Genomic DNA, 14,467 nt, shown 5'->3' with positions numbered 1-14,467 from the left:
CGCTTTGGCGACCGGCGCCAGCGGATAGGGGCGGACCTCGTGGGATTGAAATGGGTAGGCTATGGTCTTGTCGCTCTCGCCGTGGCTGCTGCCGCCGGCTACGCCGCTTTCGTCCTCAGCCCGTGGCCTTCGGTCCTTCTGATCCGTTACGCTTTTCACAAGGATGCAGTGGCAAAGAACCGCGCGCTTGAAAAGCACGTGCCCGCCAATGTCGGCGAACTGCGCGACGAGCGCTATGGCGAGGACCCGGACGAGACCCTTGACGTCTTCTTTCCCGCGGACGCTCAGGCAAAGGCGTTGCCGACGGTGGTCTGGGTGCATGGCGGCGGCTTCGTTGCCGGAAACAAGGCCGACATCTCGGCATATATGAAAATACTGGCCGGGCGGGGCTACGTCACTGTCTCGGTCGGCTATTCCGTCGCCCCCGGCGCCCGCTATCCGACGCCAGTCCTCCAGGCCAACAAGGCGCTTGCCTTTCTTTCCGGCAATGCCGGCCGCTACCACATCGATCGCAACACGCTTTTCCTTGCCGGCGACTCCGCCGGCTCGCAGATTGTCGCTCAACTGGCTGCCACGATCAGCAATCCCGCCTATGCCGCCACGATGGACGTTGATCCGGGCATAGAGCGCGCGCAATTGAAAGGCGTTGCACTGTTCTGCGGCATTTACGATCCCGCGATGATCTCGCCCGAAGGGCCTTTCGCCGGCTTCAACAGGACCGTCATGTGGTCGTATCTCGGCGTGAAGCGGCTGGACGATGACCCGCGCATTGCCGAATTTTCAATCGACAGGCACCTGACGCCGCAATTTCCGCCGGCATTCGTCTCGGTCGGCAATGCCGACCCGCTGGCGCCGCAGTCGCGTCAGATCGCGCGCGCGATCACGGCGCAAGGCGTCGCGGTCGACACGCTGTTCTTTCCGGACGACTACAGTCCGGCCCTGCCGCATGAATATCAGTTCGATCTCGACGGCAAGGCGGGAGAGCAGGCGTTCGAAAGGCTGACGGCATTCCTGGCCCGATTGGCCAACCGGCCGTAATGACCGGCATCCGGAACTCCGACATGCGTTCAGCCGCGTCGATAGATCCAAAGCTGCGTCGGCGGAATGTTGCGGATGACGAAATGGAAATGCTCGACCGTATAGTCGCCGCGGCCGGGCGGGATCGGCGACAGCGGCCCGTAAGTCAGTTGCACGATCGGCCGGCCCGCCGGGATACGGTCGAGCAGGCTCTCGACATAGGCGATGCGCTGGGCGACCGGGAAATTGAGCAGCGGCACGCCCGATATCACAGAATCGAAGATCAGGTCGCGCCTGTCGCCGAGCGTTGCGTCGAGATTGAAGGCGTCGCCCTCGATGACGTTGACGCCTGGATAAAGCTGGCGCAGATGGCGCACGAAATCAGTGGAATATTCGACCGCATAGAGATTTTCAGGCTTTATGCCCTGGGCGAGAATGGCGCGTGTGATGACGCCTGTACCGGGTCCGACCTCAAGCACCGGCAGGCCGGATGTCGGATCGACGATCGAGGCCATCTTGCGCGCGGTGACGGAACTGGTCGGGACGATCGAACCGACCGCCTTCGGCTTGTCGATCCAGCCCTTGAAGAACTTCAACTCGTCGTCGAACTTTTCCGCCAGCGTCTTTCGCAGTCCGGGACTACGCGTCATCGAAAGTCCTCCTCAACGCTCCCTCGCATGCTACTTAACAGCTACGAGGTGCAAGACAAGGCGAATCCCAGGATAAGGTGTTGATGACGCTCGGGAAGCGTTTTCCAGGGATCAGCTTCGGTGCTCGCCGAACGTTTCGAAAAAGTCCTTCATGCGGGCGAAAAATCCGCTCGACTGAGGCGAATTGTCCTTTGAGGAAAGCTGCTCGAATTCTTCCAGCAATTCGCGCTGGCGGCGCGAAAGGTTCTGCGGCGTCTCAACCACGGTCTGGATGTAGAGGTCGCCAATATTGGGCTGGCGCAGCACCGGCATGCCCTTGCCCTTGAGGCGGAACTGGCGACCGTTCTGGGTGCCTTCCGGCACCTTCACCTTCGTCTGGGTACCGTCCAGTGTCGTCACTTCGAACGAGCCGCCAAGCGCTGCCGTTGTCATCGAGATCGGCACCTTGCAATAAAGATCGGCGCCGTCGCGCTGGAAGAATTCGTGCGGCTTGACCGCGAGGAAGATGTAGAGATCGCCGGACGGGCCGCCGCGTAGGCCGGCCTCACCCTCATTGGCCAGCCGGATGCGGGTGCCGTCCTCGATGCCGGCAGGGATGTTTACCGACAGCGAGCGCTCCTCGGTGACACGGCCCTGGCCGGCGCATTTCGGGCACGGATCCTTGATGGTCTGGCCGCGCCCCTGGCATTGCGGGCAGGTGCGCTCGATCGAGAAGAAGCCTTGCGTGGCGCGCACCTTGCCGTGGCCGTTGCACATCGAACAGGTGACGGGCTGGGTGCCGGGCTTGGCGCCGCTGCCGGAGCATTCCGAGCAGGAGATCGAGGCCGGCACGCGAATCTGCGCGGTCTTGCCGGAAAATGCCTCCTCCAGCGTGATTTCCATATTATAGCGCAGGTCGGCGCCGCGCTCGCGGCCGCCGGACGAGCGGCGCTGGCGCCCGCCCATCATGTCGCCGAAAATGTCTTCGAAAATGTCGGCGAAGCCGCCGGCGCCAAAGCCCTGCGCCCCGCCATTCATGCCGCCGTGCTCGAAGGCCGCGTGGCCGAAGCGATCATAGGCGGCACGCTTTTGCGGGTCCTTCAGCGTTTCGTAGGCTTCGTTGATTTCCTTGAACTTGTGCTCGCAGGCATGGTCGCCTGGGTTGCGGTCGGGATGGAACTGCATGGCCAACTTGCGGAAAGCGCTCTTGAGCTCCTTCTCGTCGGCGCCCTTTTGCACGCCCAGCGTTTCGTAAAAATCAGCTTTCATGTTTTCCCGCAGTCCGGATAGTCAACGTCTTGAAGCATCGTTGCGTCGTTTGCCGGCACGCTGTTCCGATTTAGGTGTGATGGAGCCGCGATGCCAGTGTCTACGAGGCTTTGTCCGCATTTTTTCGGGGAGCTCCGCGTTTTTCTGGCAAAGGGTTGCAAAAAAGCCCGGCTGCGCGCCGGGCTTTTTGCTTACCTGTACCGTCAGGCGGTTCAGGCCGACTTCTTCTTCTCGTCGTCCTCGTCGATTTCCTCGAAATCGGCATCGACGACGTCGCTGTCCTTGGCGGCGTCAGCCTTGGCGTCGGCCTCGGCGGCTTCCTTCTGCGAAGCCTCGTACATGGCCTGGCCGAGTTTCATCGAGACTTCGGCGAGCGTCTGCGTCTTGGCCTCGATCTCGGTCACATCGTCGCCTTCGGCAGCGGTCTTCAGCGCCGCGATCGCATCGGCAATCGCCGTGCGGTCGGCCTCGGAAACCTTCTCGCCATATTCCTTCAGCGACTTCTCCGAGGAATGCACCAGCGCCTCGGCCTGGTTGCGGGCCTCGACCAGCGCGCGCCGCTTCTTGTCCGCTTCGGCATTGGCCTCGGCGTCCTTGACCATCTTCTCGATGTCGGCGTCCGAAAGGCCGCCAGACGCCTGGATGCGTATCTGGTGCTCCTTGCCGGTGCCCTTGTCCTTGGCCGAGACGTTGACGATGCCGTTGGCGTCGATGTCGAAGGTGACCTCGATCTGCGGCACGCCGCGCGGCGCAGGCGGGATGCCGACCAGATCGAACTGGCCGAGCGCCTTGTTGTCGGCGGCCATTTCACGCTCGCCCTGGAAGACGCGGATGGTTACCGCCGACTGTGAATCCTCGGCCGTGGAGAACACCTGGCTCTTCTTCGTCGGGATCGTCGTGTTGCGTTCGATCAGCCGCGTGAACACGCCGCCCAGCGTCTCGATGCCGAGCGACAGCGGCGTCACGTCGAGCAACAGCACGTCCTTGACGTCGCCCTGCAGCACGCCGGCCTGGATGGCGGCGCCCAATGCGACGACTTCATCCGGGTTGACGCCCTTGTGCGGCTCCTTGCCGAAGAACTGCTTCACGATCTCCTGGATCTTGGGCATGCGGGTCATGCCGCCGACCAGGACGACTTCGTCGATTTCGCCGGCCTTCAGGCCGGCATCCTTGAGCGCCGCCTTGCAGGGATCGATCGTGCGCTGGACGAGATCCTCGACCAGGCTCTCGAACTTCGCCCGCGTCAGCTTCAGCGTCAGGTGCTTGGGGCCGGTGGCATCGGCGGTGATGAAGGGCAGGTTGATTTCGGTCTGCGTGGTGGAGGACAGCTCGATCTTGGCCTTTTCAGCCGCTTCCTTGAGGCGCTGCAGGGCGAGCTTGTCGTTCCGCAGGTCGATGCCCTGTTCCTTCTTGAACTCGGCCGCCAGATATTCGACCAGGCGCATGTCGAAATCCTCGCCGCCGAGGAAGGTGTCGCCATTGGTCGACTTCACCTCGAACACGCCGTCGCCGATTTCGAGCACCGAAATGTCGAACGTGCCGCCGCCAAGGTCATAGACGGCAATCGTCTTGCCTTCCTTCTTGTCCAGTCCATAGGCAAGTGCGGCCGCCGTCGGCTCGTTGATGATGCGCAGCACTTCGAGGCCGGCGATCTTGCCGGCATCCTTGGTCGCCTGGCGCTGGGCGTCGTTGAAATAGGCCGGAACGGTGATGACCGCCTTCTCGACCTTCTCGCCGAGATAGGCCTCCGCCGTTTCCTTCATCTTCTGCAGGATCATCGCCGAGATCTGGCTGGGCGACTGCTTCTTGCCGCCGGCCTCGACCCAGGCGTCGCCATTGTCGCCCTTGACGATCTTGTAGGGGACAAGCTTCTTGTCCTTCTCCGTCACCGGATCGTCGTAGCGGCGGCCGATCAGGCGCTTGACCGCGAAAATGGTGTTTTCAGGATTGGTGACCGCCTGGCGCTTGGCCGGCTGGCCGACGAGGCGCTCGCCGTCGCTGTTGATGGCGACGATGGAAGGGGTCGTGCGGGCGCCTTCCGCATTCTCGATGACCTTGGATTCCTTGCCATCCATGATGGCGACACAGGAGTTGGTTGTTCCCAGATCGATACCGATTACTTTTGCCATTGTTCTAATCTCTCCGCTAAGCAGGCTCTCAGGACCCGTACAGGCGTTCCGATGAAAGCCCCTGTTCACAAGAAATTCCGCTCCGGCAACCGGCATTCGGCGCTGGACGGCTTGGCGCGTATATAAGAACAGGCTGCGTGGCGCGCAAGCATTCTGCGCAAGGCGTTCACCATTCATCGCGGTTGATCGGATCCGGGACCGGCAGGCCCGTATTTTCCGGCGGTGATCCAGCCGGCCGGCCCCTGGCCCATGAACCTTTCCGCCTCGCCCCGCGACAGACGCTCAGGTGCCGCGCGGTGCGGCCCCGGAAGGAAAGCCCCATGACCACAGATCCAGAGGCTCCATGGTCTCAGGGAACAGCAGGAGCTCAGCGCGACCTTCGCCTTCCCATGACCTGTGGGGGGAGATCCATGTCTTGCGACCACGGGGCGTTCGTGCGCTCTCGTGGCGGCTGTTTGCGCCGCGCCATCCAGGCTGCCAGCGGATTGTCGATCTTGGCGCTCGCCGCTGGGCTGAAGAAGCCCGATCTGCAGAAGGTGAAACCAGGCAACGGCAAGCTCTTCCTGTCATGGACGGCCAGACCGCGGCTTCATCCGAACTGAAATCCAGGCCTTGCTCTGGAAAGTCCTTGCACTGGAGGAGAGGAAACGTCTGCACAGGAGAGAAGTGGCTCGCCACCGCTTCTCTCCTTCTGCGCAGATGCGATATCGACGCCGGATTCCTGTCGACAAGCGGCGTTGAGACGATTAGGGCGAAGGCGGGCTCAACAACGGGAAGCGGACATGGCTCAAAAAACCCTGATCGCGCCATCGGTGCTGGCTTCCGATTTCTCGAAGCTCGGCGACGAGGTCGAGGCGGCGGCCGCCGCCGGCGCCGACTGGATCCACCTCGACGTCATGGACGGGCATTTCGTCCCGAACATCACGTTTGGGCCGCCGGTGATCAAAGCGATCCGCAACCGCACCAAGGCCTTCTTCGACTGCCATCTGATGATCGCCCCGGCCGATCCTTATCTGGCCGCCTTCGCCGACGCCGGCTGCGACGGCATCACGGTGCACGCCGAAGCCGGACCACATCTCGACCGGTCGCTGCAAACGGTCAAAAACCTTGGCAAGAAGGCCGGTGTGTCACTCAACCCCGCGACACCGGAGACGATGATCGAATACGTGCTTGACCGGCTTGATCTGATCCTGATCATGACGGTCAATCCGGGGTTCGGCGGCCAGGCCTTCATTCCGGCGATCGTCGACAAGGTGAAGCGGGTGAAGGCGCTGATCGGCGGCAGGCCGATCAGGATCGAGATCGACGGCGGCATCTCGCCCGAAACTGCGCCCCTGGTCACTGCCGCCGGCGCCAGCGTGCTGGTCGCCGGTGCGGCCATCTTCAAGGGCGGCAGCGTCGAAACCTACCGGGCAAACATCGAGGCAATCAGGACGGCGGCGGACAAGGCGGCCGGCTGACCGCCGCCGTCCGGCCGGAGTCAGCCGCTCGGGGGGACTCATGAGCAACCATCTGTTCGATGCTTTCCGTGCCCGGATGCCCGCGCCCGGACGCCTTTTGATGGAGGCAGAGGACGGGCGCTCGATCAGCTATGGCGAAATGCTGGCGCGCTCCGCTCAACTGGCACATGCGCTGTCGCGGCTCGGCGTCGAAGCAGGCGACCGCGTCGCCGTTCAGGTCGAGAAGAGCCCGGAGGCCATTTTCCTTTATCTCGCCTGCCTGCGTGCCGGCGCGATCTTCCTGCCGCTCAACACCGCCTACACGCTGACCGAGCTCGACTATTTCTTCAGGGATGCCGAGCCGCGGCTGGTCGTCTGCGACCCGGCGCGAGCGAGCGAAATCGGCGCCTTGGCGCGGGCCTCGGGCGCTGCGGTCGCGACACTCGGCAGCAAGGGCGAGGGTTCGTTGACCGATCGCGCCTCTGAGGCGGCCGTGGACTTCCACGATGTGGCGCGCGGACCGGACGACCTTGCTGCGATCCTCTACACGTCCGGCACAACCGGCCGTTCGAAGGGCGCCATGCTCAGCCACGAAAACCTCGCCTCGAATGCGCGGGTGCTCGTCGACCTCTGGCGCTTCACTGCCGCAGACGTGCTGGTTCACGCGCTGCCGGTTTTCCACACGCACGGCCTTTTCGTCGCCACCAACGTCGTCCTGATGGCCGGCGCCTCGATGCTGTTCGAAACCAAATTCGACCCGGCCCGCATCGTCTCGCTGCTGCCGCGCGCCACCGTCCTGATGGGCGTGCCGACCTTCTACGTCCGCCTGCTGCAGCAGGACGGTTTGAACCGGCAGGCGGCGAAAATCATCCGCCTGTTCATTTCTGGCTCGGCGCCGCTTTTGGCCGAGACGCACAGAGCCTGGCGAGAGCGCACCGGCCACGCCATTCTCGAGCGCTACGGCATGACCGAGACCAACATGAACACGTCGAACCCGTATGAGGGCGAGCGGCGAGCCGGCACGGTTGGCTTCCCCTTGCCCGGCGTCTCCCTGCGCATCGCCGATCCCGACGGCGGCGAAACACTTGCCCGGGGCGAGGTCGGCATGATCGAGGTCAAGGGCCCGAACGTCTTTTGCGGCTACTGGCGCATGCCGGAAAAGACCAGGGCCGAATTCCGTGACGATGGTTTCTTCATCACCGGCGATCTCGGGCTGATCGATGCCGACGGCTATGTCCACATCGTCGGTCGCGGCAAAGACCTGATCATTTCGGGCGGCTACAATATCTATCCGAAGGAAGTCGAGAGCGAGATCGACGCGCTGCCTGGTGTTGCCGAAAGCGCTGTCATCGGCGTTGCCCATCCGGATTTCGGCGAAGGCGTCACCGCGGTCGTGGTGCGGGCGCCGGGCTCGACCATCAGCGCCGTGGGGATCATCGAGGCTATCGCTGGGCGCCTTGCCAGGTACAAGCATCCGAAACGGGTGATCTTCGTCGACGAACTGCCGCGCAACACGATGGGCAAGGTGCAGAAGAACCTGCTGCGCGAGACCTATAAGGACCTCTATACGTCCAAAACCGGCTAAGCCGGAGGGATAGCGTTAGCTGCAAAAACTTTGGCGCCGTCGATCCAGACGCTTTTAATGTCCAGATCGTCCGACAGCGAAACGATGTTGGCGGCGGTGCCTTTGGCGAAACGCCCGAGCCGGCACGACTGGCCGATCACTTGCGCCGGATAGAGCGAGGCCATGCGCAAGGCTTCGTCGAGGTCGAGACCGACGACGCGGTGCACGAAGCGCACCGCGGAAATCATGTCGAGATCGGCGCCCGCCAGCGTGCCGTCGGCAAGTGTCAGCCTGCCATCCTTACGGTGGATGGTGCGGCCGTTCAGCGTAAACGAGGTCATGTCGGTACCGATCGTCGCCATCGCGTCGGTGACGAGCAGGATCTTGCCCGGCCCCTGCTTGGCACGCAAGGCGATGGCCATGGTGGCCGGATCGACATGGATACCGTCGGCGATGATGCCGGCATAGAATGTGCCGGCATCGATTGCCGCGCCCGCCAGCCCCGGCTCGCGATTGCCGATCTGGCTCATTGCGTTGAACAGATGGGTGACCACCGTTGCGCCGGCCTCGGCAAAGGCGCGGGCCGTGGCATAGCCGGTATCGGAATGGCCGATGCTGACGACAATGCTGGCCCTGCTGAGCGCCGACACCTGGCCGGGCTCGACCGATTCGGGCGCCACCGTCGTCAGCAGCACGGGCAGGTTTTTCCGTGCGGCGATCAGCATCGCCTGGTCGGAGTCCAGCATCGGCCGGATCAAAGCCGGGTCATGCGCGCCCTTGCGGGCGATCGACAGATGCGGCCCTTCGAGATGCAGGCCCAGGAACCCCGGCACCTTCCGTTGTGCCGCCTCGGATCCGGCCGCAACCGCCGCGGCGGTGATCTCGGACGTGTCGGTGATCAGCGTCGGCAACAGCGCCGTCGTGCCGAAGGGTGCGTGCGCCCGGCAGATGGTCTCGATCGAGGCAACGTCGGGATGGTCGTTGAGCATGACGCCGCCGCCGCCATTGACCTGCAGATCGACGAAGCCAGGCGCCAGCATGCCGCCGCCGGTCTCGATACGCGCAACATTTGATGGAATCGCGCCGGCGGCAACGATGGCCTCGACGAGGCCATCGCGCACGACAAGCGCCGCATTGTCGTGCCAGTGGTCGCCATCGAAAATCCGGGCGCCAGTCAGGGCGAAACGGTCGCTCATAGCGTTTCCGTCACCTTGCGCAGATTGGGCGGCGTGTCGGGGTCGAGGCCGCGATGGCGGGCAAAAGCCTCGACGAAACCATAGAACGACACGATCAGCGTCAGTGGATCGGTCAGCGGATGACCGGTTGCGACATGCGGCAGCGGCTGTGCGCTCTTTGCCTTGTTCGACGTCACAAAGACGGCGGCGCCCTTGCCGGCCAGGCTGTCGGCGGCATCGGCCACCGACGGTTCGGACGCATCGCGAGCAGCCAGAGCCAGCACCGGGAAGCCGGGGCCGACCAGCGCCAGCGGGCCGTGCATGACCTCGGCGGCACTATAGGCTTCCGCGTGCATGGCGCAGGTTTCCTTGAATTTCAGCGCCGCCTCGTTGGCGATCGCCGCCGACGGGCCACGGCCAAGGATGAACAGCGATTTCGGCGTCTCGAGTGCCGCAGCCAGCGCCATCCAGTCGCACGCGATCGCCTTGCGAAAATGCTCCGGCAGGCGGGCGAGTGCGGCGAGCAATTTGTCGTCGCCGGTGCTGTGCGCCATCAAAGCGAGGCCGGCGACCGCCGAATTGACGAAGGTCTTGGTCGCCGCGACGCTGAGCTCCGGTCCGGCCAGGATGTCGATGGCGTAATCCGAGGCTCGCGCGAGCGGCGAATCGGCGGTGTTGGTGATGGCGACGGTCAGCGAGCCGCCGGCCCTCGCTGCTTGCGCCATCGCAACGATGTCCGGGCTCTTGCCGGACTGCGAGATCGCCAGGCAGGCCGAGCCGCCCAGCTTCAGCTTGGCGCCATAGATCGAGGCGATCGACGGGCCGACCGATGCAACCGCCAGCCCGGCGGTCAGCTCCACGGCATATTTCATGAAGGTCGCGGCATGGTCGGACGAACCGCGCGCCACGGTGACGACGAAATTCGGGTCGCGCTCGCGAATGCCGCGCCCGGCCTCGGTCAGCACCGCGGCCGAGCCGTCGAGCAGGCGCGCGGTGGCCTCCGGGATCTCGTCGATCTCGCGCCGCATATGGGTAATTGTTGCGCTCATGACCGGCCCTCTTCGCCCGGCCCGCTTAGCCGGAGTTCGGCGACAAAATCATAGGCGTCGCCTCTGTAGATGGAGCGGGTGAACTCGATCACCTTGCCGCTCGCCAGATAGGAGATACGCTCGATATGCAGCCCGGCAATGCCTGGCGGCACTTCGAGCAGATGCGCATCGCCATCGCCGAGATTGGTGGCGGAAATGCGCTGCACCGCCCGCACCGGTCTGTTGCCGGTCTGTTCCAGCGCCGCGTAGAGCGACGAACCGATCGCCGCCGGATCGGGCAGCACGCTTGTCGATAGCGAGGCGCGCTCGATCGCCAGCGGCGTGTCGTTGGCAATGCGCAGGCGCGCCACGCGCGCCACCAATTCGTTCGACGCCAGGCCGAGCACCATCATCTCGTCGGGCGACGGCGGATAGAGGCCGCGGTCGAGCCAGGCTGAACGCACCGCCATGCCGCGCCGCGCCATGTCTTCGGTAAACGAGGTCAGCATCGACAGCGACTGCTCGACGCGCTCCATGCGCGGCGCTACGAAGGTGCCGGAACCATGGCGCTGGACGAGGATGCCGCCCTTGACCAAGTCCTGCACCGCCTTGCGCACGGTGACGCGCGAGATGTCGGCCTTGCTGGCGATGTCGCGCTCGGAAGGCAGCGCATCGCCCGGTCCGATCAGCCCGCGTTTGACCGCATCCTCGATGCTCTTCCTCAGCTGCAGATAGAGCGGCGCGCCGCTCTGCGACGATTGTTTCAGCGCCGTGAATATCTGGTCGGCGGCCTCGCTCATCGCGCTGTCTCCGCCGTGTTTGCGAAAATCCGAACCGCCATCTGCACCGCGCCGCCCAGCGCGTCGTCGAGCGGCGGTTTCAGCAGCGCCCGGTAGCGGGCCGACAGGCGCGGCGCGTAAAGCGGCGCTAGCCCGCCGAGCAGGCAGAGCGGATCGTCGCCGCCCAGGTCGAGCACGCCAAGCGCTGCCTCGACATCGGCGACCGCCTTGTCGAGGATCCAGATAGCGACGACGTCGCCTTTTTCGGCGTGTTCGAACACCTTGGGCGCGAAGCCGCCGAAATCGCCGGGCTTGGCGTTGGTGGTGAATTCGACCACATCCTCGGGATTGTTGCGGAAGATGGCGAGCATGGCCTGCGTCAGCGGCGAGCCTTCGCGGATGCCGTCATAGGCGAGCAGCGTCTGCTCGAGCAGGTCGCGGCCGATGCGGGCGCCGCTGCCCTGGTCGCCGACCTGAAACCCCCAGCCGCCGATGGCGCGCGACTTGCCTTGTCTGCGCGCCATATAGGCGGTGCCGGTGCCGAGGATGGCCATGGCGCCGTCGCCGGAGCCGACCGCACCTTCCAGCGCGATTTCGGCGTCGGTCTCGACACGGCTGATGCGGAACGGCAGGATCGCTTCGAGCTGCTGCCTATAGGTGCCGACATTGGCGCCGGCCAGGCCGAGAACGGCCGGCGTTTGCGGGATCAGTGCGGGATCCCTGCCCGCGGCGACAAAGGCCTGCTGCGCCGCGTCGACGATGTTCGTCCTGGCGCCGGTGAGATCGGTGCGGATGTTGGCGGCGCCGCTTTTGGCGCGGCCGAGGACGCTGCCGTCGGCCGTTGCAAGGGCCGCCCTGCAGCTGGTGCCGCCGCCATCGATGCCGAGCACGAATTTCACGCGATTTCTCCTCGGGGCGGATAATACCAATAAAATACCAATAGCCAAGGGTTAATTTCCATTTCAAAAAAGTTAAGGCCTAGTTTGTTGAGAAATCAGCGGATTTCGTCTGCGGTCCCATCCCGACGTAGGGATTTCATTAATGCGTGTGGACAAGTGGTATTTTTTTGGTATTGTTTTCTGGATTGGAGGAAAGCGGATGGCCGAAACGCGCACCGAAGCGCTTCACCACAATGCCGAGGGACTGGACATCCAGGCCCCGGACGCCATCCTTTCCTCTTTGGCCAACGCACAGATCGAGGCCGCCAAGGCCGTGCACGGCGCCATTCCTGCCATTGCCGCGGCAGCCGAAATTATCGCAAGCAGACTGAAAAGCGGCGGCAAGCTCGCCTATGCGGCCGCCGGCAGCTCGGGCCTGATGGCATTGGCCGATGCGCTGGAACTGCCGGGCACTTTCGGTATCCAGCGCGACCGCATCGCCATCCTGATCGCCGGCGGCGACGAAGCTTTCAGGGCACTGGCCGGCGGGCCTGAGGATGACGTTGACGAAGCTTCGGCTGCGGTCGCCGCCGCCGGCATCGGCAATAGCGATTGCCTGATCGCCGTCTCGGCCAGCGGCTCGACACCTTACGCTGTCCGCGCGATCGAGGAAGCCAGGCGCCGCGGTGCGGCGACGATTGCCATCGCCAACAACCGGGATGCGCCGCTGCTGCGGCTGGCCGACATCGCCATCCTGCTCGAAACGCCGCCGGAGCTGATTGCCGGCTCGACGCGCATGGGCGCCGGCACCGCCCAGAAGATCGCGCTCAACATGCTGTCGACGCTGGCCGCCATCCATCTCGGCCATGTCCATGACGGCTACATGGTCAACCTCATGGCCGACAACATCAAGCTGCGCGACCGCGCCGCACGCATCGTCGCCGCCGTCAGCGGGCGCGACAAGGACGAGGCGGCGCGCCTGCTCGAAAAGAGCGGCGGCGTCGTCAAGACCGCCATTCTGCTCGCCGCCGGCGCCACCAGCGCCGACGCGGCCGAGAAGATACTGGAAGGGACCGGCCACAAGCTGCGGCCAGCCCTTTCCGCGATCGAGGGGAGCAAGGGGCGCCATGCCTCTGTTCTCATCAAAACCGAACCTGAAAAAGGTCAACAGGGAGACTGAGCATGACAACGAAGCTACTGACGGCACTTCTTCTCGGCACCGGCATTCTCGGCTCCGCCGGGGTGGCTTATGCCGACGACGTAACGCTCAACATCGAAAGCTGGCGCGGCGACGACCTTGCCATCTGGAAGGACAAGCTGATCCCGGCCTTCGAAGCCAAGAACCCGGGCATCAAGGTGGTCTTCGCGCCGTCGGCGCCAACCGAATATGACGCCGCCCTCGGCGCCAAGCTCGCCGCCGGCTCGGCCGGCGACCTGATCACCTGCCGCCCGTTCGACAAGTCGCTGGAGCTCTTCAAGAAGGGCAATCTCGCCGACATCTCGACCCTGCCCGGCATGGAGAACTTCTCCGACGTCGCCAAGGCCGCCTGGCAGACCGACGACGGCAAGTCGAGTTTCTGCGTGCCGATGGCCTCCGTCATCCATGGCTTCATCTACAACAAGGACGCCTTCGACAAGCTCGGCATCAAGGTGCCGGAGACGCGCGACGAATTCTTCGCCGCGCTCGACAAGATCAAGGCCGACGGCACCTACATCCCGATGGCGATGGGCACCAAGGACCTCTGGGAAGCGGCGACCATGGGCTACCAGAACATCGGCCCGAACTACTGGAAGGGCGAGGAAGGCCGCCTGGCGCTGATCAAGGGCGAGCAGAAGCTGACCGATCCGCAATGGGTCGAGCCCTTCAAGGAACTGGCCAGGTGGAAGGACTATCTCGGCGACGGCTTCGAGGCGCAGACATATCCGGACAGCCAGAACCTGTTCACGCTCGGCCGCGCCGCCATCTACCCGGCCGGCTCGTGGGAGATCGGCCTGTTCAACACGCAGGCGCAGTTCAAGATGGGCGCCTTCCCGCCGCCGGTGCAGAAGGCCGGCGACACCTGCTACATCTCCGACCACACCGACATCGGCATGGGCCTCAATGCGGCCTCGAAGAACGCGGATGCGGCCAAGACCTTCCTGTCCTGGGTGGCCTCGCCGGATTTCGCCACCATCTACGCCAACGCGCTGCCGGGCTTCTTCAGCCTGAACAACACCCCGGTGAAGATGGAAGACCCGCTGGCCCAGGAATTCGTCTCCTGGCGCGGCAAGTGCAAGTCGACGATCCGCTCGACCTACCAGATCCTGTCGCGCGGCACGCCGAACCTGGAAAACGAGACGTGGGTTGAATCGGCCAACGTCATCAACGGCACCGACACGCCGGAAGCTGCCGCCAAGAAGCTGCAGGACGGCCTCGACAGCTGGTATAAGCCGGCGAAATAAGAGCGCGGCGAAGCGTTGTCTCCCCCTCGAGGGCAGGGGAATCGCATATGGCGATTTTGGGGTTGAGTTTAGGCTGAGAAAGGATTCTTTGGAGAGGCAGTTGAGCGAAGGAGCGACT

General features: G+C 64.1%; 13 protein-coding genes. 6 read left to right on the top strand and 7 right to left on the bottom strand.

The features are described from left to right. Positions 1 to 45 precede the first annotated feature (45 nt). Positions 46 to 1,038, top strand: coding sequence for an alpha/beta hydrolase (locus tag NKJ35_RS16035; protein ID WP_352648364.1), 993 nt, complete (start codon positions 46 to 48; stop codon positions 1,036 to 1,038). Between the two features lie 29 nt (positions 1,039 to 1,067). On the opposite strand, the gene pmtA is transcribed toward NKJ35_RS16035, so the two are convergent. From pmtA to dnaK, 3 genes are all read right to left on the bottom strand, one after another. Next, the gene (gene pmtA / locus NKJ35_RS16030) at positions 1,068 to 1,667 is read right to left on the bottom strand and encodes a phospholipid N-methyltransferase PmtA (protein ID WP_254815726.1); all 600 of its coding nucleotides are present in this window, start codon (positions 1,665 to 1,667) and stop codon (positions 1,068 to 1,070) included. Between the two features lie 111 nt (positions 1,668 to 1,778). After that, the gene (dnaJ, locus tag NKJ35_RS16025; RefSeq protein ID WP_254815727.1) at positions 1,779 to 2,915 is read right to left on the bottom strand and encodes a molecular chaperone DnaJ; all 1,137 of its coding nucleotides are present in this window, start codon (positions 2,913 to 2,915) and stop codon (positions 1,779 to 1,781) included. Between the two features lie 212 nt (positions 2,916 to 3,127). Then, the gene (gene dnaK, locus NKJ35_RS16020) at positions 3,128 to 5,044 is read right to left on the bottom strand and encodes a molecular chaperone DnaK (RefSeq protein WP_023679851.1); all 1,917 of its coding nucleotides are present in this window, start codon (positions 5,042 to 5,044) and stop codon (positions 3,128 to 3,130) included. A 410-nt stretch (positions 5,045 to 5,454) separates the two neighbouring features. Here dnaK and NKJ35_RS16015 point away from each other — a divergent pair, with 410 nt between their 5' ends. The 3 genes from NKJ35_RS16015 (at position 5,455) to NKJ35_RS16005 (ending at position 8,068) form a co-directional block, all read left to right on the top strand. Continuing rightward, positions 5,455 to 5,646: a hypothetical protein gene (locus NKJ35_RS16015; RefSeq protein WP_352648360.1), complete on the top strand. Its 192-nt coding sequence runs from the start codon at positions 5,455 to 5,457 to the stop codon at positions 5,644 to 5,646. A 180-nt stretch (positions 5,647 to 5,826) separates the two neighbouring features. Beyond that, positions 5,827 to 6,504, top strand: a complete 678-nt coding sequence (rpe, locus tag NKJ35_RS16010; RefSeq protein ID WP_352648358.1) for a ribulose-phosphate 3-epimerase — start codon at positions 5,827 to 5,829, stop codon at positions 6,502 to 6,504. A gap of 40 nt (positions 6,505 to 6,544) precedes the next feature. Next, positions 6,545 to 8,068 (top strand): malonate--CoA ligase, encoded by a 1,524-nt coding sequence (locus NKJ35_RS16005; protein WP_352648357.1) that lies wholly within the window; start codon positions 6,545 to 6,547, stop codon positions 8,066 to 8,068. Here the strand turns inward: NKJ35_RS16005 and nagA are convergent. From nagA to NKJ35_RS15985, 4 genes are read right to left on the bottom strand one after another with little or no spacing between them, the layout of a single operon-like run. Further along, positions 8,065 to 9,243: an N-acetylglucosamine-6-phosphate deacetylase gene (gene nagA, locus NKJ35_RS16000; protein ID WP_352648356.1), complete on the bottom strand. Its 1,179-nt coding sequence runs from the start codon at positions 9,241 to 9,243 to the stop codon at positions 8,065 to 8,067. The genes NKJ35_RS16005 and nagA overlap by 4 nt on opposite strands. Then, positions 9,240 to 10,271: an SIS domain-containing protein gene (locus tag NKJ35_RS15995; RefSeq protein WP_352648353.1), complete on the bottom strand. Its 1,032-nt coding sequence runs from the start codon at positions 10,269 to 10,271 to the stop codon at positions 9,240 to 9,242. Before NKJ35_RS15995 ends, nagA begins: the two co-directional genes overlap by 4 nt. Beyond that, entirely contained in the window at positions 10,268 to 11,050 is a 783-nt protein-coding gene (locus tag NKJ35_RS15990) for a GntR family transcriptional regulator (protein WP_352507073.1), read from the bottom strand. Before NKJ35_RS15990 ends, NKJ35_RS15995 begins: the two co-directional genes overlap by 4 nt. Next, on the bottom strand, positions 11,047 to 11,928 hold the full coding sequence (locus NKJ35_RS15985) for a glucosamine kinase nucleotide-binding domain-containing protein (protein ID WP_352476905.1): 882 nt from the start codon (positions 11,926 to 11,928) through the stop codon (positions 11,047 to 11,049). Before NKJ35_RS15985 ends, NKJ35_RS15990 begins: the two co-directional genes overlap by 4 nt. A 199-nt stretch (positions 11,929 to 12,127) precedes the next feature. Between NKJ35_RS15985 and NKJ35_RS15980 the strand changes: the two genes are divergently transcribed. Next, complete coding sequence (locus NKJ35_RS15980) at positions 12,128 to 13,087, top strand: N-acetylmuramic acid 6-phosphate etherase (RefSeq protein ID WP_352648351.1); 960 nt, start codon at positions 12,128 to 12,130, stop codon at positions 13,085 to 13,087. 2 nt (positions 13,088 to 13,089) lie between these two features. After that, positions 13,090 to 14,349 carry an ABC transporter substrate-binding protein gene (locus NKJ35_RS15975; protein ID WP_352648349.1) on the top strand — a complete coding sequence of 420 codons (1,260 nt, stop codon included), beginning with the start codon at positions 13,090 to 13,092 and terminating at the stop codon, positions 14,347 to 14,349. The last annotated feature ends 118 nt before the right edge of the window (positions 14,350 to 14,467 follow it).

Origin of the sequence: Mesorhizobium sp. M0136 (assembly GCF_040322515.1) — a bacterium.
GTDB lineage: Bacteria > Pseudomonadota > Alphaproteobacteria > Rhizobiales > Rhizobiaceae > Mesorhizobium.
Note: the sequence above shows the minus strand (reverse complement) of the source record. Positions and strands in the feature narration are given on the sequence as shown.

Bases quoted from the DNA above. Each gene is read 5' to 3' on its own strand.
- pmtA (WP_254815726.1), bottom strand. From the start codon at position 1,667: ATGACGCGTAGTCCCGGACTGCGAAAGACGCTGGCGGAAAAGTTCGAC.
- dnaJ (WP_254815727.1), bottom strand. From the start codon at position 2,915: ATGAAAGCTGATTTTTACGAAACGCTGGGCGTGCAAAAGGGCGCCGAC.
- dnaK (WP_023679851.1), bottom strand. From the start codon at position 5,044: ATGGCAAAAGTAATCGGTATCGATCTGGGAACAACCAACTCCTGTGTC.
- NKJ35_RS16015 (WP_352648360.1), top strand. From the start codon at position 5,455: ATGTCTTGCGACCACGGGGCGTTCGTGCGCTCTCGTGGCGGCTGTTTG.
- rpe (WP_352648358.1), top strand. From the start codon at position 5,827: ATGGCTCAAAAAACCCTGATCGCGCCATCGGTGCTGGCTTCCGATTTC.
- NKJ35_RS16005 (WP_352648357.1), top strand. From the start codon at position 6,545: ATGAGCAACCATCTGTTCGATGCTTTCCGTGCCCGGATGCCCGCGCCC.
- nagA (WP_352648356.1), bottom strand. From the start codon at position 9,243: ATGAGCGACCGTTTCGCCCTGACTGGCGCCCGGATTTTCGATGGCGAC.
- NKJ35_RS15995 (WP_352648353.1), bottom strand. From the start codon at position 10,271: ATGAGCGCAACAATTACCCATATGCGGCGCGAGATCGACGAGATCCCG.
- NKJ35_RS15990 (WP_352507073.1), bottom strand. From the start codon at position 11,050: ATGAGCGAGGCCGCCGACCAGATATTCACGGCGCTGAAACAATCGTCG.
- NKJ35_RS15980 (WP_352648351.1), top strand. From the start codon at position 12,128: ATGGCCGAAACGCGCACCGAAGCGCTTCACCACAATGCCGAGGGACTG.
- NKJ35_RS15975 (WP_352648349.1), top strand. From the start codon at position 13,090: ATGACAACGAAGCTACTGACGGCACTTCTTCTCGGCACCGGCATTCTC.